At 30.7% G+C, this 23,957-nt stretch carries 34 protein-coding genes and 1 pseudogene; 21 read left to right on the forward strand and 14 right to left on the reverse strand.

Annotated elements, in window-relative coordinates; translation table 11 throughout:
- From B5E87_RS06675 to B5E87_RS06695, 5 genes are all read right to left on the reverse strand, one after another.
- The coding region (locus B5E87_RS06675) for a hypothetical protein (protein ID WP_143746884.1) at positions 1-497 on the reverse strand (497 nt) is incomplete at its 3' end.
- On the reverse strand, positions 497-697 hold the full coding sequence (locus tag B5E87_RS06680) for a hypothetical protein (RefSeq protein ID WP_087244157.1): 201 nt from the start codon (positions 695-697) through the stop codon (positions 497-499). The genes B5E87_RS06680 and B5E87_RS06675, both read right to left, overlap by 1 nt.
- Before the next feature lie 185 nt (positions 698-882).
- The gene (gene brxF / locus B5E87_RS06685) at positions 883-1,311 is read right to left on the reverse strand and encodes a BREX-3 system P-loop-containing protein BrxF (RefSeq protein WP_087244158.1); all 429 of its coding nucleotides are present in this window, start codon (positions 1,309-1,311) and stop codon (positions 883-885) included.
- 98 nt (positions 1,312-1,409) lie between these two features.
- Positions 1,410-2,822, reverse strand: coding sequence for an ROK family protein (locus B5E87_RS06690; protein WP_087244159.1), 1,413 nt, complete (start codon positions 2,820-2,822; stop codon positions 1,410-1,412).
- A gap of 120 nt (positions 2,823-2,942) precedes the next feature.
- Complete coding sequence (locus tag B5E87_RS06695; RefSeq protein WP_158095487.1) at positions 2,943-3,758, reverse strand: Cof-type HAD-IIB family hydrolase; 816 nt, start codon at positions 3,756-3,758, stop codon at positions 2,943-2,945.
- Positions 3,759-3,866: 108 nt separating this feature from the next.
- Between B5E87_RS06695 and B5E87_RS15235 the strand changes: the two genes are divergently transcribed.
- Entirely contained in the window at positions 3,867-4,361 is a 495-nt protein-coding gene (locus B5E87_RS15235) for a hypothetical protein (protein WP_206399249.1), read from the forward strand.
- A gap of 17 nt (positions 4,362-4,378) precedes the next feature.
- Here B5E87_RS15235 and B5E87_RS06705 read toward each other — a convergent pair whose 3' ends face one another.
- The 6 genes from B5E87_RS06705 to B5E87_RS06730 all read right to left on the reverse strand — a co-directional run bounded on the left by B5E87_RS06705 (position 4,379) and on the right by B5E87_RS06730 (position 7,938).
- Complete coding sequence (locus tag B5E87_RS06705) at positions 4,379-5,407, reverse strand: MerR family transcriptional regulator (protein WP_158095566.1); 1,029 nt, start codon at positions 5,405-5,407, stop codon at positions 4,379-4,381.
- Between the two features lie 144 nt (positions 5,408-5,551).
- Positions 5,552-5,941, reverse strand: coding sequence for an arsenate reductase/protein-tyrosine-phosphatase family protein (locus tag B5E87_RS06710; protein WP_087244162.1), 390 nt, complete (start codon positions 5,939-5,941; stop codon positions 5,552-5,554).
- A 4-nt stretch (positions 5,942-5,945) separates the two neighbouring features.
- Positions 5,946-6,287 (reverse strand): thioredoxin family protein, encoded by a 342-nt coding sequence (locus tag B5E87_RS06715; protein ID WP_087244163.1) that lies wholly within the window; start codon positions 6,285-6,287, stop codon positions 5,946-5,948.
- A gap of 14 nt (positions 6,288-6,301) precedes the next feature.
- Positions 6,302-6,562 (reverse strand): RDAC family protein, encoded by a 261-nt coding sequence (locus tag B5E87_RS06720; protein ID WP_087244164.1) that lies wholly within the window; start codon positions 6,560-6,562, stop codon positions 6,302-6,304.
- Positions 6,563-6,573: 11 nt separating this feature from the next.
- A complete protein-coding gene (locus B5E87_RS06725; protein WP_087244165.1) occupies positions 6,574-7,578 on the reverse strand; it encodes a permease in 1,005 nt (334 codons plus the stop codon).
- 84 nt (positions 7,579-7,662) lie between these two features.
- Positions 7,663-7,938: an ArsR/SmtB family transcription factor gene (locus B5E87_RS06730; RefSeq protein WP_087244166.1), complete on the reverse strand. Its 276-nt coding sequence runs from the start codon at positions 7,936-7,938 to the stop codon at positions 7,663-7,665.
- Between the two features lie 182 nt (positions 7,939-8,120).
- Between B5E87_RS06730 and B5E87_RS06735 the strand changes: the two genes are divergently transcribed.
- From B5E87_RS06735 to B5E87_RS06750, 4 genes and pseudogenes are all read left to right on the forward strand, one after another.
- Positions 8,121-8,672, forward strand: coding sequence for a Sir2 family NAD-dependent protein deacetylase (locus B5E87_RS06735; RefSeq protein ID WP_087244167.1), 552 nt, complete (start codon positions 8,121-8,123; stop codon positions 8,670-8,672).
- Between the two features lie 24 nt (positions 8,673-8,696).
- The gene (locus B5E87_RS06740) at positions 8,697-8,945 is read left to right on the forward strand and encodes a DUF3781 domain-containing protein (RefSeq protein ID WP_087244168.1); all 249 of its coding nucleotides are present in this window, start codon (positions 8,697-8,699) and stop codon (positions 8,943-8,945) included.
- A 43-nt stretch (positions 8,946-8,988) separates the two neighbouring features.
- Positions 8,989-9,474, forward strand: a pseudogene (locus B5E87_RS15690) (DUF7000 family protein).
- 101 nt (positions 9,475-9,575) lie between these two features.
- The gene (locus B5E87_RS06750) at positions 9,576-10,019 is read left to right on the forward strand and encodes a GNAT family N-acetyltransferase (protein WP_087244170.1); all 444 of its coding nucleotides are present in this window, start codon (positions 9,576-9,578) and stop codon (positions 10,017-10,019) included.
- 156 nt (positions 10,020-10,175) lie between these two features.
- Here the strand turns inward: B5E87_RS06750 and B5E87_RS06755 are convergent, their stop codons facing one another.
- Positions 10,176-10,547 (reverse strand): hypothetical protein, encoded by a 372-nt coding sequence (locus B5E87_RS06755; protein ID WP_087244171.1) that lies wholly within the window; start codon positions 10,545-10,547, stop codon positions 10,176-10,178.
- 107 nt (positions 10,548-10,654) lie between these two features.
- Between B5E87_RS06755 and B5E87_RS06760 the strand changes: the two genes are divergently transcribed.
- The 6 genes from B5E87_RS06760 (at position 10,655) to B5E87_RS06785 (ending at position 14,405) form a co-directional block, all read left to right on the forward strand.
- Entirely contained in the window at positions 10,655-11,185 is a 531-nt protein-coding gene (locus B5E87_RS06760) for a DUF5662 family protein (RefSeq protein WP_087244172.1), read from the forward strand.
- Between the two features lie 38 nt (positions 11,186-11,223).
- Positions 11,224-12,234 (forward strand): D-alanyl-D-alanine carboxypeptidase family protein, encoded by a 1,011-nt coding sequence (locus B5E87_RS06765; protein WP_087244173.1) that lies wholly within the window; start codon positions 11,224-11,226, stop codon positions 12,232-12,234.
- On the forward strand, positions 12,227-12,796 hold the full coding sequence (locus tag B5E87_RS06770) for a hypothetical protein (RefSeq protein WP_087244174.1): 570 nt from the start codon (positions 12,227-12,229) through the stop codon (positions 12,794-12,796). Before B5E87_RS06765 ends, B5E87_RS06770 begins: the two co-directional genes overlap by 8 nt.
- A complete protein-coding gene (locus B5E87_RS06775) occupies positions 12,789-13,298 on the forward strand; it encodes a spore maturation protein B (RefSeq protein WP_087244175.1) in 510 nt (169 codons plus the stop codon). Before B5E87_RS06770 ends, B5E87_RS06775 begins: the two co-directional genes overlap by 8 nt.
- 42 nt (positions 13,299-13,340) lie before the next feature.
- On the forward strand, positions 13,341-14,081 hold the full coding sequence (locus B5E87_RS06780; protein WP_087244176.1) for a pseudouridine synthase: 741 nt from the start codon (positions 13,341-13,343) through the stop codon (positions 14,079-14,081).
- Between the two features lie 108 nt (positions 14,082-14,189).
- Positions 14,190-14,405, forward strand: a complete 216-nt coding sequence (locus B5E87_RS06785; protein ID WP_087244177.1) for a hypothetical protein — start codon at positions 14,190-14,192, stop codon at positions 14,403-14,405.
- 13 nt (positions 14,406-14,418) lie between these two features.
- Here the strand turns inward: B5E87_RS06785 and B5E87_RS06790 are convergent, their stop codons facing one another.
- Positions 14,419-14,601, reverse strand: a complete 183-nt coding sequence (locus tag B5E87_RS06790; protein ID WP_087244178.1) for a ferredoxin — start codon at positions 14,599-14,601, stop codon at positions 14,419-14,421.
- 107 nt (positions 14,602-14,708) lie between these two features.
- On the opposite strand from B5E87_RS06790, the gene B5E87_RS06795 reads away from it, so the two are divergent.
- From B5E87_RS06795 to B5E87_RS06835, 8 genes are all read left to right on the forward strand, one after another.
- Positions 14,709-15,410, forward strand: a complete 702-nt coding sequence (locus B5E87_RS06795; protein WP_129737908.1) for a hypothetical protein — start codon at positions 14,709-14,711, stop codon at positions 15,408-15,410.
- Positions 15,411-15,447: 37 nt separating this feature from the next.
- Entirely contained in the window at positions 15,448-16,110 is a 663-nt protein-coding gene (gene cmk / locus B5E87_RS06805; protein ID WP_087244179.1) for a (d)CMP kinase, read from the forward strand.
- Positions 16,111-16,123: 13 nt separating this feature from the next.
- Complete coding sequence (gene der, locus B5E87_RS06810) at positions 16,124-17,431, forward strand: ribosome biogenesis GTPase Der (protein WP_087244180.1); 1,308 nt, start codon at positions 16,124-16,126, stop codon at positions 17,429-17,431.
- A gap of 1 nt (position 17,432) precedes the next feature.
- Positions 17,433-18,437, forward strand: coding sequence for an NAD(P)H-dependent glycerol-3-phosphate dehydrogenase (locus B5E87_RS06815; RefSeq protein ID WP_087244181.1), 1,005 nt, complete (start codon positions 17,433-17,435; stop codon positions 18,435-18,437).
- Between the two features lie 27 nt (positions 18,438-18,464).
- A complete protein-coding gene (locus B5E87_RS06820) occupies positions 18,465-18,716 on the forward strand; it encodes a stage VI sporulation protein F (RefSeq protein WP_241146636.1) in 252 nt (83 codons plus the stop codon).
- A 204-nt stretch (positions 18,717-18,920) separates the two neighbouring features.
- A complete protein-coding gene (gene abc-f / locus B5E87_RS06825) occupies positions 18,921-20,396 on the forward strand; it encodes a ribosomal protection-like ABC-F family protein (protein ID WP_087244183.1) in 1,476 nt (491 codons plus the stop codon).
- Between the two features lie 46 nt (positions 20,397-20,442).
- Positions 20,443-20,949 carry a hypothetical protein gene (locus B5E87_RS06830; protein WP_087244184.1) on the forward strand — a complete coding sequence of 169 codons (507 nt, stop codon included), beginning with the start codon at positions 20,443-20,445 and terminating at the stop codon, positions 20,947-20,949.
- The gene (locus tag B5E87_RS06835; protein ID WP_087244185.1) at positions 20,942-21,523 is read left to right on the forward strand and encodes a hypothetical protein; all 582 of its coding nucleotides are present in this window, start codon (positions 20,942-20,944) and stop codon (positions 21,521-21,523) included. Before B5E87_RS06830 ends, B5E87_RS06835 begins: the two co-directional genes overlap by 8 nt.
- A gap of 19 nt (positions 21,524-21,542) precedes the next feature.
- On the opposite strand, the gene B5E87_RS06840 is transcribed toward B5E87_RS06835, so the two are convergent.
- On the reverse strand, positions 21,543-22,007 hold the full coding sequence (locus B5E87_RS06840) for a VOC family protein (RefSeq protein ID WP_087244186.1): 465 nt from the start codon (positions 22,005-22,007) through the stop codon (positions 21,543-21,545).
- Positions 22,008-22,129: 122 nt separating this feature from the next.
- On the opposite strand from B5E87_RS06840, the gene spoIVA reads away from it, so the two are divergent.
- Complete coding sequence (gene spoIVA, locus B5E87_RS06845) at positions 22,130-23,608, forward strand: stage IV sporulation protein A (RefSeq protein WP_087244187.1); 1,479 nt, start codon at positions 22,130-22,132, stop codon at positions 23,606-23,608.
- Positions 23,609-23,679: 71 nt separating this feature from the next.
- A complete protein-coding gene (locus B5E87_RS06850; RefSeq protein WP_087244188.1) occupies positions 23,680-23,952 on the forward strand; it encodes an HU family DNA-binding protein in 273 nt (90 codons plus the stop codon).
- The last annotated feature ends 5 nt before the right edge of the window (positions 23,953-23,957 follow it).

Below are 23,957 nucleotides of genomic sequence, written 5' to 3' on the forward strand. Positions count from 1 at the left end.
TTAATCAATACATCAATATATATACCATTGCATACATCTAAAAATCCAGATATTCTTGGAGAAGCTTTAAATAAATTGTTTCTATTGGGATCATTAACTCCAAAAACTCTAGCATTTTCTTCAGTGTAAGGTGCTTCTCCAACTGATCCATCTATAGCTACAACTGTATATCCTTTCAATGTTTCATAATCATTATTCTGATAATAGTGCTTACATAACTTTGAATTTATATATGGAAACACTTTATAATCCAGCTTTTCCTGTGCCTGAAATATCGCCTGCTTGGAAACTGACTTTTCCAACCCAAAAGATGAATAGTAATGATTGATTTCATTGGCAACTGTGTAACCTTGTCTAGATATGAGAAACTTGAGCAGTCCTGTAAGTCCCAATTTTGAATCTCTTGTAAAATATCTGGGATCTTTTCTAGCAATCTCAAAAATATCAGGATGAGACAAAAGAGCATCAAAATATTCAAATGTAGAATAGATAGACATTATTCTTCATCATCATACACAAGTCTAGGTTTCTTTTTAGCATACATGGCTTTAAGATAGGGAACCTGTTCTTCAGTAAGAAGACCAAAACTACGAATAGTGCGGTGCTTGATTTTATCACCATCACGATAAGACTCAACAAGAGAGCAGAAATAAGTTCCTTTTTTGCCTCTATTATTTTGAACAACCTTCACAAACATAAAACCACTCCTTTTCTATACTACAATTATATCATTAAATCATTGAGATTTCACTAAATATGATATATCACTTCTATAATTACTTATGAATCTTAATAAACAAAAAAAGAAATCTGAATATGTCAGATTTCTAATTTAAATTTGTCGTTAAATTGACGACATTGAGCAGTAAATTCTGCTTCTTTTTAGCATAAGATATATTTAAAATCGTTATTATCAGTTGAATAAATAAGATCTTCTGAAGTGTCATTACGAAAATGGAAGAGCTGTCCATCTTCAATTTTTCCATTCCATGTTGCAACAACAATAATATCTTTTGATAATTCTTTAAGGAAAGCTAATAAATCAATTTGACTGTTTTTTGCATAAAGAATTTTTTTATTATCTAACAATAAAACTTTTTGGTGGTAAGTTGTTAAAAAGTTTTTCATCTCAGGTAGAAGTTTTTCACTTGGTGTATGATAGAAAATCTTATCAAGATCAAGAATAGGAATACCTGTTTCTTCACTATATTGACGAATGACTTTTGATTTTCCACTTCCAGGCTGTCCAATGATTAGTAAAAGTTTGTACTCTGCATGACTGATGTCTTCTATTTTTTTATTCAAATCCATTGCTATAATCTCCTTTTCTGTTTTTATTTGTTAAGAATATTATAGCATTTTCTGTAAGCGTTTTCTATGTATATCGTAAAAAAAGCTTTTTTTATCTTTTATTTATATTCTTGTAAACATAATATCAATTGACCAATTAAAATATATTCTTGAATATTTTCTATTTTGATGATACGTGGTAGATACTTTTTAGGTATATATTGAGCAATCATCTTTTTTAACTCATCAACATCAGGAATAAGAGTGCAAGAAAGAATAATAGCTTCTGGTCCAATCACAGAAGATAAAGCTACAATTGTTTTAGATACAAGCTCTAAAGCGCCTTCAGGTGTCTTGGCAAGTGTTTGTGGTGGGGCAGAATAATTGAGTGGTAAGTATTGCACTTCTCCAGCAATATGCGCATGACCTTTAACAAGTTGTCCATTAACAATAATTCCTGCTCCTCCAAAATGATTATTTGGCTGAAATAAGAAAATCAGTGATGAAAATTGTTGTTGAGAAGCGTAATAACCGACTGCAGCAGTATTGACATCATTATCAATGACAATATGTTGATGGTAGCGCTCCTTGAGTAGCTGATACATGTTAAAATTATTTAATCCTATGATACTTGTAGAAGCGACAAAACCATTATTGATAATACCTGGTGTTGAAATGCCAATGATTTGAATACGTGGATATTGTAATAAGATTGTATCAATGACATCATAAATGTCTTCCATGCTGATTTTAAATTTAATAATTTCATTGCTGCTGATAATATGATTTTGTTCATCATAGAGATGATAGGCAATGTGAACACGTAAACTGTTTCTAAATAGAGACAAAACAAGAATCTTTGTATTTTGATGTGGAATGACTTGTAATGGTTTGATAGTTGATTCAGTTTTAGAATTATGAGGTAACTTTTGATGTTCTAAGGCATGTCTGACAAGTTGTAAAGTTTTGGCGACATCATATTTGGCAAAAACTTGTGGAGGTACTTTTAAGACAATTTTATCTTTTAAGATTTCCTGTACTTTTGCATGCATGAATGAGATTTGTGGAGCTAATAAAATCACATCATATTCATTGCCTACATTAAATAAATCAGTATATCCAATCGCTCTGACCTCATAATGATAATCTAAAATTTGAGCTGCTTCATTGAGCTTAGAAGCAAAATAAGACGTTGTTAAACCACCACTACAACTTAATAATATTTTGATTTTTGGTTTATCAACCAATTGTAGAATATTATTCATCATTTCATTAAAAAGTTCAGTAGCATGTTTCATAGTTTTCATTTGAAAATGAAGATAAAACTCAATATTTTGAGTCATTGTATTGGTAACACTTAATTCAATAATATTTAAGGGATTAAAAATAACTTGACTGAAACTATAATTGGTTTTAATATCTATGATATTTTCATTTTTATCATCAAGATAGATTTGACATTGACTTTGATCCTGAATTAAAATCCATTGCTTAAAAAGCATTGTGTGAATATCTCTTAAAAATTCATCCATAAAAAATCCCCCTTTATCTTTATTATAGAGGGAGAAATGGATAAAATCATATATTTTGCTAAAGTAGAAAATAATTTTTTAAAAAAAGTTCTATTTATCAATATTTTTGATAAAAAACTATCATAAATTGAAGAATGAATTGTTTTGTAAATAATAATCAATGACTTCTAAAACACCTTCATCATTAAATCCTGGTGCCATCCATTGAAAATCTTTTTTCATTTCTTCTTTTGCATTTGCCATCACATAGCCATATTTGACTGTTGATAACATCTCTCGATCATTGTCAGCATCACCAAAAGCCATAACTTCATCAGGTGAAATATGAAACTCTTTCATTAACAATTGAATTGCCATGCCTTTGCTGACAAAACGAGGAATAATATCAATACAGGCATGTCCGCTATCAACAATTCTAATATCTTGACTGGCAATTTGAGTCAAATCATGAATACGTTGAGTTGTATTTTGTTGAGGTAAGTAAAGCGCAAATTTCACAATAGGTTCTTTAATGAGTGAAAAGTTTTGAACTTTTTTCACATGAGGAAAATAGGGAAGAAACATTTGATAATAATGTTCAGGTAATGATTCTAATGTGTAAGATTGATTTTTTGTACATACCCAGCATAAAACATCAGGCATTGTTTGAAGTGTATCAATAATCAGTTGACTGTCCTGAGAGGATATATGTGCAAAATATAGCTCTTTACCTTCACTGATAATGTAACCTCCATTTTCAGCAATATAAGTTAATTCATTTTGAATATGAGGAAAACAGTTTTGAAGTTTCTTGTATGGATTACCACTTGCTACCACAAAGCGAATGCCTCTATCTTTTAATATTTGATAAATGTGATCAAAACGTTTTTGATTATAAGATGAATTTTCATCTAAAAACGTTCCATCCATATCTACCGCAATCATTTTTATAGCCATGAATTTATTCTCCTTTATTTGATATATAAGCATTATAACATAAAAAATTAAGGAAATATTAATAAATAGACATGAAAAATATGGATAATAAAAAGAGGAGGGATTGATATGAAAACAGTTATCATAAAACCCCATCATTTTATGGATATTTTTAAATTATATGGTACAGGAATTGAAGAATTTGTTCCTGACCAAAAGATGGGACATGATTTTTATGCTATTGCTAATGCTATTATAAAAAATCCTTATTTGCTTTGCCAACTGACAATAGAAGGGGATGATATATGTAAACCATGTCATTATTATCAAAAACATCAATGTCAGGACACTCTTTTTCATATTCAAGGTATTTCAAAAAAAGGACAATATAATCAATTGTTAGATCAAAGAATTATAGAACTGTATCAGCTTTATAATACCCAATATCAAGTGTTGGAATTATGCCAGATATTTTATCGTCATCATGAACTTATAGCGAAGGTATGGAAAGAGGAAGATGATCAGCAAGTGGAGAAACGTCGTGACTTTTTCGTAAAAGGTGTAGAAAAATACTTTTTTAAATACAAAGATGATGTCATGACAAAATATTTTGAAGATATATAAGAGTCAAAAAGATGCAATCATGTGCATCTTTTTTCTAAATATTCATAAATAGATAGATTTTTTTGTAAAAAGAACTGTTTTAAATTCTGTTCATCAATAATTTTAACATGATGATAATCTAATATCTCATAAACAGATTTTCTATCCTGCGATGTTTCCTGATATAAGGAACTATTTATTTGAAAATGATTCCCATCTCGCATATGAAATTGATAGATAATATTATAATATGTCACAGGTCCAAAACCAATGCCACCAATCTTTTTTTCAACATGGATTTTAACATTGCAAATATCTTTGTATAAATAATGTCTGGCTATTTCATGGGTTGTGTTTTCTAATACCGCTTTTATACTCTTTGCCTTCATTTTATAGCTGTCAAATATATAGAAATCGACAATTCCAAATTCATAGTATTTTTCATGAAATAATATGAATATGAAAATAATTGTCAGGAGGATAACACTCAATAAATATAAACCCCAATGTATATGAGTCATTGTATGAGTATTGATAAAATATAAAAGAAAGCTCATAGTGATCAAAGTTGTAGAAATAAATATGAATATGATTTCTTTTAGAAATTGAAAAGGGGTTGTTTTTCTTCCTAATGTGACAACAGGGTAGGGCTTTATAAATTCAGATGCTTTATGAATAATTGATTTAATTTCATCATGTAAATGAGCAGGCTGATTTTGAAATTCTCCATCAATAATTGCATCTAACAAGGGAATGTTTTTTTGATTTAAATGAAAACATTTCTGTTGAACTTCTTCTAGATTTTCAATCTTTGCTTGTAAAAATTTTAAATGTTTATTTAATATATTTTGAAATTGATCTGGATTTAGAAGAATTGTTTGAATCATTTCTAGAGGAATATCTAAATCTCTTAAAAAATGTATTTTTCTTAATATCTGGACATCTTCCTGTGTATAATTTCTATAACCATTTTCATCCCTTTTTGGCTTTAAAAAACCTAATTTTTCATAATAGCGTATTGTTTGAGAATTAATTTGTAATAATTTTTCGACTTCTTTGATTTTCATATGCATATCGTCCTTTCGTCTTTAAGCGTCTGTGATTATATTTGAAAAGAGTTATATATGATCTCTTTTATTATAACATACACCTTTCAATAACTATAAGGTCAATATGATTTTATAAAAAAAGAGCTTATAAGCTCATTTTATTTAATAATTTAATTTTTTTATTTTCTTCTCTATTTCTTTGATGATTTTGATGAATTCATCATCACTTTTTCCAGTAGGGTCATCTAAATTCCAATTATCATCAAAACTTTTACCTACATATGGACAAGTAACGTTACATCCCATAGAAATAGCGATATCTACTTGAGGAATATCTTGGACTAATTTACTATATTGGTTCTGTTCCATATCAATTTGATACATGTCTTTTATAAGTCTGACAGCATCCTGATTAATTTGAGGTTTCAATTCTGTTCCACAAGAGTAAAAATCATATCTGTCACTCATAAACTTTTTTCCTAATGCTTCAGCAATTTGACTGCGACATGAATTATGAACACACACAAATGCAATTTTAAGTTTTCTTTCCATATATTTATTGACCTTTCATTTTTATTGATAAAATATGTTTGACTTCATCTACTGATAAAACTTTCCCAAAAGAAACAACTTCTCCATTCAATACTAATGCTGGTGTGGACATAACACCATAGGATGCAATTTGAGAAAAATCAGTGATATGTTCAATTGGTAAATTAAAATTGAATTCTGATAATGCTATTCTTACTGATTCCTCTAGTTTATCACATTTTTGACATCCTGAGCCTAAGATCTTTATTCCATCATCTTTTATTAATTCCTCAGCTTTTTTAACACTTTCCTCATCAATCTGACTACAACAACATTCCTTTTTTTCTTTCTTTTTAAATAGATTCATATACATTCTCCTTTTCATCTTTCATAATCAAACTTTGATTCCACATTAAGAATATGTTCATTGTCTTTGCTTTTTCTAACTCTCATCCATTTTTTATCCAGATACTCATTCATATATTCAATAATTTCATCAATAGGATATTCCTTACCATCTTGTCGAAGTTCTAAGCCATTGCATGTACATGCTCCAATAGCATGAATGGAATATTCTATTCCTTTTTCTTTTAATAACTGATTGATATCGACGATCATATTAAAATGAACAACATTTGCCATATGCCTTCCTCCTAATACAGTAAAAATGAAAATATGTTAAACAAATAACCAACAATCATAATTCCTAGAGTACAGATTGCAATAAACAATGCTAGAAGTTTGGGTTTTACAGCCTTTTTTAGCATAATCAGTGAAGGTAAACTTAATGTTGTCACTGCCATCATAAAGGCTAATACAGTTCCAAGTAAAGCACCTTTAGCCAGTAAAGCTTCGGCGACTGGAATAGTTCCAAAAATATCAGCATACATTGGAATTCCTACAATTGTTGCTAAAATAACTCCAAAAGGATTATTTCCACCGAGTATGCCTTCTATCCATGCTTCTGGAATCCAGTTATGAATAATGGCTCCAATTCCTACACCTATCAAAATATATGGAAAAACTTTTTTAAAGGTTTCTATAACCTGCTCCTTGGCATACTGAAGACGTTCTGTTTTACTTAGATCTGGTGAGCTAATATCTACATGACTAGATTTCATAATGAATGCTTCAACATATTTTTCCATATGCATTTTTTCAATAACTATTCCGCCAATAACAGCAATAATAAGCCCAACTATAACATAGGCGACTGCAATTTTGATTCCAAAGATACTCATCAATAAAACAAGACTTCCTAAATCAACCATAGGTGAAGAAATCAAAAATGAGAAAGTGACTCCTAATGGCAAGCCAGCACTTGTAAATCCAATAAATAGCGGTATAGATGAACATGAACAAAAAGGCGTTACCGTACCTAATAAAGCAGAAATGATATTTGCTTTTATACCAAGAAATCGACCTAGAATTTTCTTGCTTCTTTCTGGTGGAAAATAACTTTGAATATACGAAATCATAAAGATCAATACACATAACAATACTGTGATCTTTATAACATCATAAATAAAAAACTGAATACTGGCTCCAATATTAGAAGTGATATCTATACCAACAGAAGTTAGCAATAAAGCAATCAATTCATTGAGCCAGTTCATTCCTAAAATTTGATTTTGAAAGAATAACCAAATTTCTTTCATAGTTCCTCCTTATATCGATATATTTCGATTTATATATTTGAATTTTTGCCACCCTAATGGTGGCTTTATAAAATGAAAAATCATTTACATGCAATAATTTTTTAAATACTGGATAACTTTTTCAATCCCATCACCTGATAAAGAATAATGTGACCACTTGCCATCCTTTCTTACATTCACAACCCTTGCATCTGTTAATATTTTCATATGATGCGATAAAGTAGACTGACTTACATCAAGAATTTCTAAAAGTTTGCATGCGCAATGTTCTCCATCTTTTAAGATATCTAGAATTTTTAAACGATTAGGATCACAAAATGCTTTAAAAACTTTTGCTTCCTGTTCATAATCTTTATTCATAGCATCACCTCATATCTATATTCTTCGATATGATATTAACATACATATCGATGATTGTCAATGTGATAAAAATAGAGAAGAAATGGCAAAATGTTGATTTTATATTTGATAAATGATTAATCAAATATTTTTATATAAAAACAAATGGAAATAGTATACAATATTTAAAGGAGATGATTTCTATGAAAATAATTGCATTTACAGGAGCAGGAATATCAAAACAATCCAATATTCCAACATTTATGGAAAGACCTGATATTAGAGAAAAATTATTTAGAGATTATGCAAATACGCATCATGAAGAATATAACGAAGTCATTAGACAACTGAAAGCCAATATGAATGGAGCGAAACCTAATGATGCCCATTATGCCTTAGCTCAGTATCATATTCCAGTCATTACCATGAATATTGATGGTTTACATAAACTGGCTGGCAGTGATGCTTTAGAAATGCATGGTGGTTTACCTGACGATGATGAAATGTCTATTGCCTGGTCATTATATAATAAACCTGTATTATATGGAGATCCTGCACCAAATTACCAAAAAGCTTATGAAATGGTATATGATTTAACACCAGATGATATCTTTTTGGTGATTGGGTGTTCTTATCATACAGCGATTGCGGTTGATTTAAGAGAAGTTGCGAAAAGTCGAGGGGCAAGAATTATTGAAATCCAGGAGGATGCTGCTCATAATGTCAGAAAAGTATTAGAAAAACTTATGAAATAAGTAGGTATTGATGGAGAAAAAGTGATGGAAGATAAAAAAGTATTGCTTGATCATATTGATAAGATTCATACGACAGAATTAGGAATAGAAAGAATAAAAAGAAACATAAAACTTGATACACAAGATGTTGTGGCGTACTGTCGAAATAAGATTTTAGACAAAAATTGTCATATTTATAAACGTGGTAAAAATTGGTATTGTGAGGTTGATCAAATCAAGATCACTATCAATTCATTGAGTTATACAATTATAACAGCACATAAAATGACATAAATAGTTATCAAATAAAAAATATGAAAGAATGGAGAATCTTTTAATGAAAAAGGATATTCAAAAATGTTTGGAAATATATAAAGAACAGTTAAATCAAGGATATATACAAACTGCTTATTTGACTTTGATTCAATATGTTGGACAATTAAAATCAAAATTTCCTTAAGATTATAATACAGGAAATATCTCATTTGGATATTTAGATTATACTTATTTTGCTTTTTTTAATCAGTATTTAAGAGATCAAAAACTAAGGTTTGGAATTGTATTAAATCATGAAAAACTGCAATTTGAATTATGGTTAATGGGACAAAATGCAGATATTCAAAGAAAATACTGGAAAATATTACAGAAAACAAAATGGAATCATAATCAAAAAATAATGCCTAAATATTCCATTGTGGAAATTGTTTTAGAAACAAACATAGATTTTGAAAATCAGGAAAGCATGACGCATTATATTATTGAGCGTTCAGTTTCTTTAGCATCACAAATACAAGAATATTTAAAACAAATCCATAATGAATAATATATAGTCAAATCATTGTTTTATTCATGAATGGTATGGATTCAAAAATATTTTCATATAAGTTTAGAAGAATGAGCATCAAAATACAGAGGTGTGTTGATATGGAAATTAAAGAAATTAAGAAAAATAAAAAACAATTTCTTTCATTGTTGCTTTTGGCTGATGAACAGGAAGATATGATAGATCAGTATCTTGAACGTGGAACAATGTATGTATTAGATGATGATGGTATTCAATGTGAATGTGTTGTGACTGATGAAGGTCATGGAATTCTTGAAATCAAAAATATAGCAACTAAGCCAGAAGCACAGGGAAAAGGATATGGGCGTATTTTGATAGAATTTATTGTTGAAAAATATAAAGAAAAATATTCTGTTTTACAGGTTGGTACAGGAGATAGTCCTTTGACAATTCCTTTTTATGAAAAATGTGGTTTTATCCGTTCACATAGTATTCAAAATTTTTTTATAGACCATTATGACCATCCTATATATGAGCAGGGTATTCAATTGATAGATATGATCTATTTACAAAGAAAGCTATAGATAGGTAAGATACAAAGAGAATGTAGAATATGTCGAAATGACATTAGGTAAATTAATAAAGATTTGTGATAAATGATAAAAGTTGATTATAAGTTCAATTCTAAAAATAGAATAATGATGGTTTATAGTAAACTGTATAATAAAAAAATCAAGTCATTATAACTTGATTTTTTCGTATTGCAATAATTGTTCACGTGCTTTTGTGTAATGCTTTAATTGTATAACAATTTGTTTACGTGTTTGTGTCGTAATATATTCAGCACTCACTATCGCAAATATTAATGCTACAACCATAAAGATAGGGGTAGAATATAAGAAAAATGCACTATGTGTTAATAAATATAAAACAATCAAACATGCAACAATAGATAATGTTTTGATTAAAATACGAATGCTTAAAAAGCGAGCATACATATCATTTCTAATATTCTGATATGTATCTTGTAATAATGTAATAATTTCAGAGCATTTTTCAAGTGTTAATTCATAATCATTAATATTTGTACGAACATCAACTTTAATTGACATCTCTCAAACCTCCTCTTACACATCGACTACATTATAACACCGTTTAAAAAAAAATAAAGAGATTTACTTCAAATATAAAACATTGTATACTAAATACGGGTGATTCGATGAAAGCTTTAGGACATTTCAAAACAATAACAAAACATAAATGGAAAGTCATGAAACTATGCTTTCGTATTGGTTTATATAAACAGGGTCTACTACATGATATGTCAAAATATTCATGGTGTGAATTTTCTACAGGAATCAAGTATTATCAAGGTGATAAGTCGCCAAATTCTGTAGAACGTCGTGACAAAGGTTATTCTTTAGCCTGGTTACATCACAAGGGAAGAAATAAACATCATTGGGAATTTTGGGTCGATTTTACACGTAATGGTTTGCAGCCTGCCAAAATGCCGACACGCTATGTTTTAGAAATGTTTTGTGATCGTATAGCAGCCAGTCAGACTTATCAAGGTGATAAATATCAAGATACATTTCCACTCGCTTATTATGAAAGGGGAAAATATTCTTATATTATGCACCCTGATACACGTGCTTTTTTAGAACATCTTTTACATTATCTTCATGATCATGGCTTAGATCAAACCATTGTATATATTCGTACACATCCAGAATGGAAGAAAAAATCATAACATGTATTCTTTTTCATATAGTATTTATAGGTGATACTATGAAAAAAATCATGTTTTTTTTGTGCTTTTTATTATGTATAGTCAATGTACATGCCGTTGATTTTCAAGGTCAATCATATATTGTGATGGAAAGTACTCAACACAATGTATTAGAAGGAAAAAATATTCATGAAGTCCAGAGTGTTGCTTCCATATCTAAGATTATGACAGCGATTGTTGCGATTGAAAATGGACAACTGGATGATGAATATGAGATTGGTGAAGAAGTCAATGAAGCATGGGGAAGTGGCATCTATATACATATAGGTGACCGCATTAATTTAAGAGATTTATTGCATGGTTTATTATTGAGAAGTGGAAATGATGCAGCTAATGTGATTGCAAAAAATGTTGGTGGAAGTATTGAACACTTTGTTGAAATGATGAATCAAAAAGCTCAGGAACTTCATATGACAGATACACATTTTTCTAATCCAACTGGTTTGGATGAAGAAGATGATGGAAATCAGTCCAGTGTTTATGATATGGCTTTGCTTATGTCTTATTGTAGTCAAAATCCTATTTTCAATGATATCGTCATGAAAGAAACTTATAAACGCGAAGATGGTGGGGGAACATGGCATAATAAAAATAGATTGCTGGAAGAATATGAGTATTGTGTTGGAGGAAAAACAGGATATACCAAAAAAGCAAAACGTACCTTAGTCACACGTGCAATTAAAGATGATGTTTCTTTAGTTATTGTGACGTTTAATTGTGGAAATGATTTTGAATTTCATCAAAAAAAGTATGAAGAATGTTTTCAAAAATATCAAAATGTACTGGTTTTATCTAAAGGAATCTATCAGTATCACGGTCATTCATTTCTCATTGATCAGGATCTTTATTATTGTGGGCAGGAAAGTCAAAATGTATCCCTGCAATCACAGGGTGATATATTAAAAGTTTATGTGAATGAAAATCCCATTTATGAAGTCAATCAGCAAAATGCTTTACAAATGATTTTTCAATATGCATGGATGTTATTTGGAGAATGCATGAATGGCTAGAATCTGGAAATGGAGCGTTGTTGTCTTTTTGTTGATTGGTTTATGTCGTCATCAGGAAGAAGCCATGATGACAGCTTTAATGGATACACCATTTATGGTATGGGATTTACTTTTAAATGTGTTACTGGCAGCTTGTTTGTGGGGTGGTTTTTTAAACATTATTCAAAAAACAGGATTCATGAATTATTTTTCAATTATTTTTAAACCATTGTTTCGTGTCATTTATGGACCAGTCATGAAACATGATGATGTTTATACTTATCTCTCTTCTAATGTGATTGCAAATCTTTTAGGTTTAGGAACACTTGCGACTTTGAGTGGTATTAAAGCTTTTCAAAAACTTCAGGAATACAATCCTCATCCACAACGTCCAAGTCGTGAAATGCTGACTTTAGTGATTATCAATACAGCAGGATTATGTTTATTTCCATCAACATTATTTATGATCAGAAAACAAATGGGCTCACAGGATATTTATGCATTTTATCCATATATGTTAGTTATTGGTATTACAATTATTATCATTGGATTGATTATACAAAGGGTGATTGATCATGAATAAGATTGTTTTTATTTTATTTCTCTGTGTCTTTATTGATGGTTTAATCAAACATTATCCTTTATTTGATTTGTTTATTGAAGGTGTCAAAGACGCTTTGACATTATTTCAGACACTTTTTACAACATTAATGGCATTTATGGTTTTTGTACAATTACTTCAAAGTAGTGGAACTATTGAACTTTTGAGTCATCTTTTTCAGCCGGTGTTACAATTCTTACAGATTCCTATTGATATACTTGTACTCGGTTTGTTAAGACCTGTCAGTGCCAATGCTTCATTATCATATCTCTATTCGTTTTATGAAATATTTGGTGTTGATCATCCTTTAAGTTTACTGGCAACACTTATTCAAAGTGGCAGTGATACAACATTTTATGTTGTGACACTTTATTTTTCTTCTATTCATATGAAGAAAACCCGTTATGCTTTACCTGTAGGTTTAACGATGGATTTTTTGTCTGTCATATTTGCGATTATGATTTATTTAAAAATGTTTGTATAATTTGATAAACTATGTATAATGATAGGGAAAGGACGTGATACTGTGGAAAGACTACAAAAAGCAATTGCAGCGAGTGGATATACTTCAAGAAGAAAAGCTGAAGATCTTATTCGTCAAGGGAGAGTCGAAGTCAATGGTGAAGTCGTAAGTGAGTTGGGCTTTAAAGTCAAAAAAGGAGATTTGATCATGATTGACGGAAAGGCTCTTCAAAGTGAAAATAAAGTTTATTATGTATTTTATAAACCTAAGGGATGTATTTGTTCATTAAGTGATGAACTGGGAAGAAAAACGGTTATTGATTATTTGCCTGATGTGAAGGAACGTATTTATCCAGTGGGAAGATTGGATTATGATACATCTGGTTTATTGTTGATGACGAATGATGGAGAGTTTGCAAATTTAATGATGCATCCTTCATCACATTTAGAAAAGGTTTATGAAGTAAGTGTTAAAGGTTTGGTTAATGGTTTGACTGTTCGTCAATTAGAAAAAGGTATTTATCTTGAGGGAGTCAAGACTTTACCTTGTCGTATTAAGATTGTTGGTAAAGATGAAGAACATGGAACAACCATGTTAATGATTAAATTGATTGAAGGAAAGAATCGACAGGTTAAGAAAATGTTTGAAGCTGTTGATCATCCAGTTAAAAGATTACATCGTTTACGTGTGGGAACAGTTGATTTAAAAGGATTAAGACCAGGACAATATCGTATGTTAAAACCTCAAGAAGTGAAAGAATTAAAGACGATGGCATTATCTAAGAAAAATGCCAGAAATCGTTAAATAAAGGGATATCTTGCAAGAGATATCTTTTTTTGTCGTTATTTGTATGATGAAGTTTATTGAAGACTGATTTGAAGTGATTATAATAGAAAGCAAGGAGGATGAAATATGCGTAGTGTTGTTTTAGAACCGGGAAAAACAAATGTTTGTGGTATCTGTGGGGCTAAAGAGCCTTTTATTGAATATAAAGAATTAGAAGGTATTCATTTTATATGGTGTAATAAATGTCATACAATTAGCTTTTTTAAACCACCACAAAATGAAATGAAAAAACATTTAATTGAAAACGAAATGAATTCTTATCCATTAAAAAAAGAGCCTTAAGCTCTTTTTTATCTTATTCATTAACAATTGCATCAACTGGGCAAGATGCTGCAGCTTCTTTTGCAGCTTCTTCTAATTCAGCTGGAACTTCACCTAGAATGTTTTCTGCTAAACCGTCAGCGTTTAAATCAAAAACTTCTGGACATACTGCTGTGCAAGAACCACAACCAATACAATTTTCATTAACTTTATACATTTTTATTACCTCCTATTCATACGCCTATTATATACTAAATAGAATTATTTTAAAAGTTTATTTTATAATTTTTTATAGTTATGTTATAATGAGGGCGGTGATGCGAAATGGAGAAACAAACAAGAATTAATAAATATAAAGAATTAAGAGATGAAATGAAAGAAGAGGTAGCAATTGATCGTCAGATGACATATGAACAAGATGATGAAGAAGATGATTTTTTAGCTTTTTTACCTCAAAATCAAAAGAAAGATATTCAGGATACATTGATGGAACCTTTATCATATGAAACATTAAAACCTGATAATGAAGAAATTAAATCTGCTTTAAATGAAGCAAAAGTGAATGTTGGTAAAGAACAATATAATACACGTTTAGATATTTTAAATAAAATTAAACAATCTGAGGAACATCAGCCTCAACATGCACAAACGTCTCAAACACAGGAAATAAAGGCTGAACCACAAAAGAAAATGTCTTTATTAGAAAAATTAGCTGCAATGTCGCCAGAAGAAGATGCCGAGGAGTTAAAGAAATATGAAGAAGGTTTGACTGTTGCGGATTTTATGAAGGAAGATAAGAAAAAAACAAAACGTGAAAAAGTTGAAAAAACAAAACCAGAAAAAGTAGAAAAAACTAAACATAAAGAAGAAGTGAAAGTTAAAAAACAAAGAGAACAAATTGTAGAAGAAGATACAGAAGAAGAAAAAGATAGTAAATTAGTGACAATTTTAAATTATGTGATTATTGTTTTTATTGTGATCTTTATTGTTTTAGCATTCTTTATTGCTAAACAGTTGTTTTTTTAAAGAATTCAGTTGGTTTTGAAAAGTGAGGTTATAGAATATGACGAAAAGAATTTCAATTGCTATTGATGGTCCAGCTGCTGCTGGAAAGTCAACAATTGCCAAAATGGTAGCTAAGAATTTAAATTATACATATATTGATACTGGAGCTATGTATCGTTGTGTCGCTTATTATGCCTGGTTAAATCATATTGATTTCCATGATGAACAGGGTGTATCAGCACTTTTAAAGGATATAGATATTCAAATGTTTCCAGATGGAACGATTCAATTGAATCATGAAGATGTCACATCATCTATTCGTGAAAATGAAGTGTCAATGGGAGCAAGTATTGTTTCTCAATATGAAGCAGTCAGAACTTTTCTCGTTGATAAGCAGCGACAAATGGCTCAAGGTGGCGGTGTGATTTTAGATGGTAGAGATATTGGAACGGTTGTTTTAAAAGATGCTGAGTTAAAGATTTATCAGGTTGCCAGCATTGAATGTCGAGCATTACGTCGTCATAAAGAGAACTTGCAAAGAGGTCTTGAATCCAATTTAGAAGACATTCAAAAAGAGATTGCTTTAAGAGATGAACAAGATATGAACCGTCTTATTTCTCCTTTAAAAAAAGCTGATGATGCCATTGAAATTGATACATCAGATATGACATTGGAAGAAGTTGTTGCAAAAGTGATGCAACTTGTAGAACAGAGAGTATAGGGAGTGAATAATCATGAGAAAAGGAATTGTAGCAATTGTAGGACGAGCGAATGTTGGGAAATCAACAATTTTTAATCGTATTGTTGGTCAACGCATTTCCATTGTTGAAGATACTCCAGGTGTTACACGTGATCGTATCTATGCGGATGCATCATGGCTGACACGTGATTTTAAAATCATTGATACAGGTGGAATTGAACTGGAAAATGCTTCTTTTACTGAACAAATCAAAATGCAGGCTGAAATTGCTATAGAAGAAGCAGATATTATTTTATTTGTTGTCAATGGTCGTGAAGGTGTTACAAAAGAAGATCTTTTCGTTGCTCGTTTACTACAAAAATCAAGAAAACCAATTGTATTAGCTGTTAATAAGATAGATGATCAGAAATTTAAAGATAATATTTATGATTTTTATAGTTTAGGTATTGGTGATCCAATTGCAGTATCAGGAAGTCATGGTATTGGTATTGGAGATGTTTTAGATGAAATTATTCATCAATTGCCTGCTGTGGATGAAAAAAAAGAAGATGATGTGATTCGTTTTTCAGTGATTGGAAGACCAAATGTTGGAAAATCTTCTTTAACGAATGCCATTTTAGGTGAAGAACGTGTCATTGTATCAGATATTGAAGGAACAACACGTGATGCTATTGATACACCTTTTGAAAAAGATGGACAGAAGTATTGTGTTGTTGATACAGCAGGAATGCGTAAAAAAGGAAAAATTTATGAAAATGTTGAAAAGTATTCTGTTTTACGTGCTTTATCAGCTGTAGAAAAAAGTGATGTTGTCTTAATGGTTATTGATGGGAATCAAGGAATTATCGAACAAGATAAACATGTAGCTGGATATGCCCATGAAGCTGGAAAAGCTGTTATTTTAGTAGTCAATAAATGGGATCTGATTGAAAAAGATTCTAAGACAATGAAAAAAATGGAAAGTCAGATTCGTGAACAATTCAAATATTTGGATTATGCACCTATTATTTTTGTATCGGCTAAAGATAAAAAACGTGTTCATTTGTTGTTGCCGATGATTCAGGAGGTTTATGCCAATAGTCAAAAACGTGTTGCGACAAGTGTTTTAAATGATGTTTTGATTGATGCACAAACAATGAATCCAACAACAACATTTAATGGGGGACGTTTAAAGATTTATTATGCCAATCAAGTGAGTGTCTGTCCGCCAACATTTGTTTTGTTTACAAATGATCCACAATACTTACATTTTAGCTATAAGCGATATTTAGAAAATCGTTTACGTGATGCATTTGGTTTTGAAGGAACACCAATCCACATTCTTTGTAGAAAGAGGGACTAAGATGAAAATAGCAATTTTAGGAACAGGAAGCTGGGCTACAGCACTAGCAAGGGTCTTTAATGATAATGGTCATACAGTTATGTTATATGGTATTGATCAAAGCGAAATTGATGATATTAATATAAGACATTGTAATTATAAGTATTTTAAAGATGTGAGATTAGAAGAAAGTATTGTTGCCAGTGCATCTTTAAATGATGCTATAAAAGATGCACAATATCTTTTAATTACGATTCCAACACAATATGTCAGAGGGGTACTGGAACAGGTCAAACCTTTATTGACACAACCTGTCACTATTATTAATGCGGCAAAAGGATTTGATATGAATACCAATATGCGTATGTCTGATACAATCAGAAGTGTTTTAGACAGTACCAAGATTCATCCTGTTGTTTCCTTGATTGGTCCATCCCATGCTGAAGAAGTTGTTGAGCGTATGCTGACTGTTGTTTGTGCTGTATCACTTGATGAAGATTGTGCCAAAGATGTTCAAAAATTATGTTCTAATCATTATTTTAGAGTCTATACTTCAACAGATGAAATTGGTGCAGAATATGGGGCTGCCTATAAAAATGTTATTGCTGTTGCTTCTGGAATTATTGCGGGGCTGGGCTATGGTGATAATACACGTGCAGCTTTAATTACACGTGGACTTTATGAAATGAGTCTATATGGAACAGTCAAAGGTGCTAATCGTGAAACGTTTTTTGGCTTGACCGGTATTGGGGATCTCGTGGTGACATGTTCTTCTATTCATTCACGTAACTTTCAGGCGGGACTGGAAATTGGTCAAAGCAATCGTGCATTGGATTTTATGGCACATAATACCAAAACCTGTGAAGGGATTCGTACGTGTAAAGTCATTCATGATGATGTAGCAACACATGATTATGGTATAGAAGTGCCGATTGTGGATGCGGTTTATCGTGTTCTATATGAAAATGCTACACCGCAGGAAACGATTCACTCCTTAATGTTAAGAGATTTAAAAGCTGAACAATAATGTTCAGTGATGCATATATTAATATGGGTGATCGAATTGGATAAACAAGATAAGTTATTGGATAAGGTTTCACAAAAAACACATGTATCTAAAGAAGATATACTTTCATTAGCGAATGATTTACAAACAAAAGATTTAAAAGATGAACAAAATATCAGAGATTTTGTACAAAAGATTTCTCAATTAACACATAAACAAGTGAAACCAGAACAAATGGATAAAATCATTCAAATCATTCAAAATAATCAAGTCCCTTCTGATATTCAAAAATTTGTGTAAATCATTTTCTTGAAATATTATTATAAAAAGATTATAATAATAACTGATGAAGGGGTGTGAAAAGATGTATTTATTTTCTTGCCAAAATGGACAATTGTATTGATGATATTTGCAGGAAAATAGAACTCTTTTAATCACAAATGATGTATATAACGACAGGAACTATTTTCTTGTCGTTTTTATTTTGGAAAGGAGTGATACTTTATGTCTTTAATACAAGTTCAACATTTAACATTTGGGTATGATGGAAGTTATGAATTGATTTTTGACGATGTTTCATTTGTATTAGATACACATTTTAAAACAGCTTTGATTGGTAGAAATGCAAGAGGTAAGACGACACTTTTAAAACTGATGATGCATGAATATGAATATCAAGGACAAATCATGATACATGAAAAATGCTGTTATTTTCCTTATGAAGTAAAAAATCCTCAATTATTGACATTAGATGTCTGTTACGAAATTGAACCATCACTTGAAAACTGGCGGTTAGAAAAAGAACTTCGTTTATTAGGAATGGATGCAATGGATGTGTTTTATCGTCCTTTTGAAACACTTTCTCATGGCGAACAGACAAAAGTTTTATTAGCTATTCTTTTTTTGAAGGAACACTCTTTTTTATTGATTGATGAACCAACGAATCATCTTGATCAAGATTCTCGTTTGAAAATTGGAGAATATTTAAAACGTCAAAAAGGTTTTTTGCTTGTCAGTCATGATCGTTATTTTATTGATAGCTGTTGTGATCATGTTATGGCGATTAATCCAACAACGATTGATATTGTGAATGGAAATTTTTCTAGCTGGTATAATGATAAGACCAAAAAAGATGAAAGAGAAATGATGCTGAATAAAAAATTAAAGAAAGATATTGTAAAGATGGAAAAATCTAAACAACAAAAAGAAAATTGGGGTCATCAGATTGAAAAATCAAAAAGAGGAGCTGCTGATAAAGGCTATGTAGGCCATATGGCAGCAAAAATGATGAAGCGTTCTAAAAATATTGAAAAACGTCAAATTCAGGCTATTGAAGAAAAAAAGAAGCTTTTAAAGGATGTAGAGGAATATGATGATTTAAAAATAAATTGTTTAAAGTATTTTCAAAAACAACTGATTCAGTTTTCACATTTTTCATTGTTTTATCAACAAAAGACTGTTTTTCAGGATTTATCATTAACAATCTGTCAAGGTGATCGTGTGTTATTAAAGGGACCAAATGGTTGTGGAAAATCAAGTCTGATTCATTTTTTATTAGGAGAGAAGATTGATCATGAAGGTGATTTTCATTGTGGCAGTCAACTGAAAATTTCCTATGTTCCTCAGGATTGTACATTTTTAAAAGGGAATTTGAATGATTGGATTCAAAAGTATGGAGCAGATCAGACAATGGTAAAGACTTTACTTAGAAAATTGGGATTTTCACGTTCACATTTTGATATCGCATTAGAAAATTTGAGCCAGGGTCAAAAGAAAAAAATCATGTTAGCTATTTCACTGGCAACCTCGGCCCATTTATATATATGGGATGAACCTTTAAATTATATTGATATTTTCTCACGTATCCAACTTGAAAATGCAATTTTAACTTATCAGCCTACTTTGTTGTTTGTTGAACATGATCAATATTTTCAACAGACCATTGCTACGAAAATAATGGATTTTCAAGAACTGGTTTGACAAATAATGTGTATCCATATACAATAAAAGACAAAGGAGAACACAGATGAAAAATTTAGTTGTTACAGATAGAGATATTTCAACTGACTTTTTTCAAAATTCAGTTATTGTGAATTTAAATAATATTCATTATTCAACATGTACAGGAGGATTATCTTGTTTAAAATGTGAGGGTTCCTGCTATTTTAAAGATGATATGAGTATTATTTCTAAATGGACAAATGATTGTCAGTTGATTATATATATTACAAGGGTGAAATATGGATGCTTTGATATTCCTTTTAAAAAGATGCTGGAAAGACTGGTCGTTAATCATGAACCTTATTATACAATGGTGGATGGGGAAACCTGTCATTTGGGGTTAAGTCAGTTGCGTAAAAAATTATTGGTGATTGGATATGGTCAGGCAACAGATGCAGAAAAGAAGCTGTTTAAAGACATTTTAGATGATTCGACATTGGGTTTTTCTTATTCATCTGTTGATGCTTATTTTTGTGAAGAAGATGAGCTAGATGAAGTTCTGCATACGTTTGGAGGTGTTGATCTTGGCTAAAATATTATTATTGAATTCGGGATTGAAACATACTCAAACATTTATGAAACCTTTTTTATCAAGATTAGAAGTTTATCTTGATGATCGTTGTGATTGTTTAGATGTTCGCCATGTATCGACCTTTGATGAACGTACTTTTTTTCAATATGATCAGGTTATTTTTCTTTTCTTCATTGCGCTTGATTCTATACCATCTTCAACATTAGAAATTTTTGAACGTCTAGAGTCACAGCCAAAAGGACCGACTGAAATTTATGCATTGATTGCTTGTGATGAATACGAACCTGAAAAATGTGATATTTCAGAGAAAATTTTACAAAATTGGTGTCAAAGAGAGCAATTACATTATAAGGGCAGCTTAAAAATTGGATCAGCACTTTTTATTATGAAGACGATTTCGCGTTTTGTTGTGTCTAATGAAATGAAGCGCCTTTCTGATGCTATTATTCATCATCAGGATTTTTATAGCAAGACAACAATGTTAACAGATCGTATTTTTATGAAAAAAGCCAATCAGTATTGGAATAAAGAAATTAAAAAAATGAATAAACACAAAAAAAAGCAAAAGCATTAACACTTTTGCTTTTTTGATATCATTCCATAATCTGTTTAATATAGTCAAGAGGAACACGTAAGCGATGAGCTAGTTCTTCATAAGAGAAGCCTTGACTGAGAAGTCTTTTGATGATTTTACGCATACTTTCTCCCACTTCTATGACATGTCCATCCAAATCATAGAAACGGACAACTCTTTGCCCCCAAGCGCCTTCTTTTAAAGGATGTAATAGTGTGACATGATATTGATCTAAAACATACATGAAGGCATCAATATCTTCTGTTTCAAAAGATAATTCAACAGCGTGATTCAACATGATAATCTCTTGATCAGTTTTGTGAATGAGATCTTTCCAGATTTCTTTTGATTGAAGCACGATACCAGATGACAATGTGACTGAACCATGAAAATCTAATAAAACTTTTAATCCTAGAACTTGTTTGTAGAATTTTTTAGATTGTTCTAGGTTATTGACAATTAAAACAGTATTTTTGAGTTTCATAATATCCTTCCTTTTCACTATGTTTCATTCTACCATAAAAACATGAACTTTTTTTATCTTTTTGTAATTTGTTCTAAATAAAAAAGAAATTCATATATTGATGTGTGAGAAGGAGGAAGTCTATGCAGACAATAGATATATTAAAAGATATTGGAAAAAGATGTGATGGTGACATCTATTTAGGGGTTGTTGGACCAGTCAGGGTGGGTAAATCATCATTTATTAAGCGTTTTATGGAAAAGGCTGTGATTCCATATATTGATAATCCAGACGCTAAAATACGTGCTACTGATGAATTACCCCAATCTGGTGAAGGGAAAATGATCATGACGGTAGAACCTAAGTTTGTTCCTAATCAGGCTGCTCACATTCAAATAGAAGATAATTTAGGAGTCAATATTCGTCTTGTTGATTGTGTGGGTTATGTCATAGATGGAGCGAAAGGTTATCAGGATGAGCAAGGTATTCGTTATGTCAAAACACCATGGTATTTAGAAGCTATTCCTTTTGATGAAGCTGCGAAAATAGGGACCCAAAAAGTGATACAGGATCATTCAACGATTGGGATTGTCATGACTTGTGATGGCTCTATTTGTGAAATACCTGGAGCAGATTATGTACAGGCAACAGATGATGTGATTCGTGAACTTAAAGAAATTGGGAAACCATTTGTGATTGTTGTCAATTCAAAAGATCCTCAAAGTCTACAGTGTAATCAGCTTGTTGAAGATTTGAAAGAGAAACATGATGTTCCTGTTATGGCATTAAGGGTAACTGAAATGAATGAGGAAGATATAACGCATTTATTAAAAGAAGCATTATATGAATTTCCAATTCATGAAGTGAAGATTGAAGTTCCTCGCTGGATAGCTTTAATGGATTCATCTCATTGGTTAAAACAGACATTGGATGAGTCATTAGAAAAATCATTATTAGAGATTCATCGTTTTAGAGATGTAGAAAAAATAGCAACGCATATGAGTGAATTTGATTTTATTCGCAAAGCTTATCTTTCATCTATTGATACATCTTCTTCATCAGCAACTTTACGTATTCAAGAAAGAAATGGTCTATATCAGGAAATATTAAATGAAATTTTGGGACAGGAAAAATTCGATGCTGCATTATTTTTAAAACAGGTACAGGATTTGAAACAGATGAGTCAGGAGTATCAGGCTTATCAAAATGCCATTAGAATGGTTAAACAGACAGGATATGGATATGCTTTACCTTTAATGGATGATATAGAATTAAGTGAACCTGAAGTGATTAAACAGGGACCACGTTATGGAATGAAACTTGTTTCAACAGCATCAACTATTCATATGATTAAGGTTGATATAGAGTCTACATTTGAACCTATTATTGGATCGAAAGAACAGGCAGAAGCATTTATTCAATATTTACAAAGTCATGGTGAAAATAATAAAGAAGCTATCTTTGATTGTGACGTTTTTGGACGTAAATTGGGCGATTTGATTAATGAAGGTATGCGTGTGAAATTAGCCTCTATGAATGAAACCGCTTGTATTAGAGTGCATGATATTTTAAGTAAAATTGTGAATAAAGGGAAGTCAAATGTGATTGCAATAGTTTTATAAATTTGTTATTGCGCTTAGGTTTTTGAAATGTTATACTACTACTTAGATTTAAGTAGGAGGCAGTATAAAAAATGAATAAAAAAGAGCTTATTGATATCGTTTCACTAAAAAAAGATTTAACAAAAAAAGATGCTGAAGCGTTAGTAGATACAGTTTTTGATACAATGATTGAAAGTATTTTGAATGGGGATAAAGTGCTTATTTCTGGATTTGGAACTTTTAAAGTGAATAATCGAAAAGAACGTAAAGGTGTAAGTCCTAAAACAAAAGAAGCAATGATTATCCCAGCTAGTAAAACTGTTTCATTTAAGCCAAGCAATAGATTAAAAGATGCAATGAATTAATTGCA

The organism is Massilimicrobiota sp. An142, from assembly GCF_002160725.1.
Taxonomy (GTDB): Bacteria; Bacillota_I; Bacilli_A; order Erysipelotrichales; family Coprobacillaceae; genus Allocoprobacillus; species Allocoprobacillus merdigallinarum.

Excerpts from the sequence above, each read along its gene's own strand:
- B5E87_RS06680 (WP_087244157.1), bottom strand. The coding sequence starts at position 697 with ATGTTTGTGAAGGTTGTTCAAAATAATAGAGGCAAAAAAGGAACTTAT.
- brxF (WP_087244158.1), bottom strand. The coding sequence starts at position 1,311 with ATGGATTTGAATAAAAAAATAGAAGACATCAGTCATGCAGAGTACAAA.
- B5E87_RS06690 (WP_087244159.1), bottom strand. The coding sequence starts at position 2,822 with ATGGATGAATTTTTAAGAGATATTCACACAATGCTTTTTAAGCAATGG.
- B5E87_RS06695 (WP_158095487.1), bottom strand. The coding sequence starts at position 3,758 with ATGGCTATAAAAATGATTGCGGTAGATATGGATGGAACGTTTTTAGAT.
- B5E87_RS15235 (WP_206399249.1), top strand. The coding sequence starts at position 3,867 with ATGAAAACAGTTATCATAAAACCCCATCATTTTATGGATATTTTTAAA.
- B5E87_RS06705 (WP_158095566.1), bottom strand. The coding sequence starts at position 5,407 with ATGAAAATCAAAGAAGTCGAAAAATTATTACAAATTAATTCTCAAACA.
- B5E87_RS06710 (WP_087244162.1), bottom strand. The coding sequence starts at position 5,941 with ATGGAAAGAAAACTTAAAATTGCATTTGTGTGTGTTCATAATTCATGT.
- B5E87_RS06715 (WP_087244163.1), bottom strand. The coding sequence starts at position 6,287 with ATGAATCTATTTAAAAAGAAAGAAAAAAAGGAATGTTGTTGTAGTCAG.
- B5E87_RS06720 (WP_087244164.1), bottom strand. The coding sequence starts at position 6,562 with ATGGCAAATGTTGTTCATTTTAATATGATCGTCGATATCAATCAGTTA.
- B5E87_RS06725 (WP_087244165.1), bottom strand. The coding sequence starts at position 7,578 with ATGAAAGAAATTTGGTTATTCTTTCAAAATCAAATTTTAGGAATGAAC.
- B5E87_RS06730 (WP_087244166.1), bottom strand. The coding sequence starts at position 7,938 with ATGAATAAAGATTATGAACAGGAAGCAAAAGTTTTTAAAGCATTTTGT.
- B5E87_RS06735 (WP_087244167.1), top strand. The coding sequence starts at position 8,121 with ATGAAAATAATTGCATTTACAGGAGCAGGAATATCAAAACAATCCAAT.
- B5E87_RS06740 (WP_087244168.1), top strand. The coding sequence starts at position 8,697 with ATGGAAGATAAAAAAGTATTGCTTGATCATATTGATAAGATTCATACG.
- B5E87_RS06750 (WP_087244170.1), top strand. The coding sequence starts at position 9,576 with ATGGAAATTAAAGAAATTAAGAAAAATAAAAAACAATTTCTTTCATTG.
- B5E87_RS06755 (WP_087244171.1), bottom strand. The coding sequence starts at position 10,547 with ATGTCAATTAAAGTTGATGTTCGTACAAATATTAATGATTATGAATTA.
- B5E87_RS06760 (WP_087244172.1), top strand. The coding sequence starts at position 10,655 with ATGAAAGCTTTAGGACATTTCAAAACAATAACAAAACATAAATGGAAA.
- B5E87_RS06765 (WP_087244173.1), top strand. The coding sequence starts at position 11,224 with ATGAAAAAAATCATGTTTTTTTTGTGCTTTTTATTATGTATAGTCAAT.
- B5E87_RS06770 (WP_087244174.1), top strand. The coding sequence starts at position 12,227 with ATGGCTAGAATCTGGAAATGGAGCGTTGTTGTCTTTTTGTTGATTGGT.
- B5E87_RS06775 (WP_087244175.1), top strand. The coding sequence starts at position 12,789 with ATGAATAAGATTGTTTTTATTTTATTTCTCTGTGTCTTTATTGATGGT.
- B5E87_RS06785 (WP_087244177.1), top strand. The coding sequence starts at position 14,190 with ATGCGTAGTGTTGTTTTAGAACCGGGAAAAACAAATGTTTGTGGTATC.
- B5E87_RS06790 (WP_087244178.1), bottom strand. The coding sequence starts at position 14,601 with ATGTATAAAGTTAATGAAAATTGTATTGGTTGTGGTTCTTGCACAGCA.
- B5E87_RS06795 (WP_129737908.1), top strand. The coding sequence starts at position 14,709 with ATGGAGAAACAAACAAGAATTAATAAATATAAAGAATTAAGAGATGAA.
- cmk (WP_087244179.1), top strand. The coding sequence starts at position 15,448 with ATGACGAAAAGAATTTCAATTGCTATTGATGGTCCAGCTGCTGCTGGA.
- der (WP_087244180.1), top strand. The coding sequence starts at position 16,124 with ATGAGAAAAGGAATTGTAGCAATTGTAGGACGAGCGAATGTTGGGAAA.
- B5E87_RS06815 (WP_087244181.1), top strand. The coding sequence starts at position 17,433 with ATGAAAATAGCAATTTTAGGAACAGGAAGCTGGGCTACAGCACTAGCA.
- abc-f (WP_087244183.1), top strand. The coding sequence starts at position 18,921 with ATGTCTTTAATACAAGTTCAACATTTAACATTTGGGTATGATGGAAGT.
- B5E87_RS06830 (WP_087244184.1), top strand. The coding sequence starts at position 20,443 with ATGAAAAATTTAGTTGTTACAGATAGAGATATTTCAACTGACTTTTTT.
- B5E87_RS06840 (WP_087244186.1), bottom strand. The coding sequence starts at position 22,007 with ATGAAACTCAAAAATACTGTTTTAATTGTCAATAACCTAGAACAATCT.
- spoIVA (WP_087244187.1), top strand. The coding sequence starts at position 22,130 with ATGCAGACAATAGATATATTAAAAGATATTGGAAAAAGATGTGATGGT.
- B5E87_RS06850 (WP_087244188.1), top strand. The coding sequence starts at position 23,680 with ATGAATAAAAAAGAGCTTATTGATATCGTTTCACTAAAAAAAGATTTA.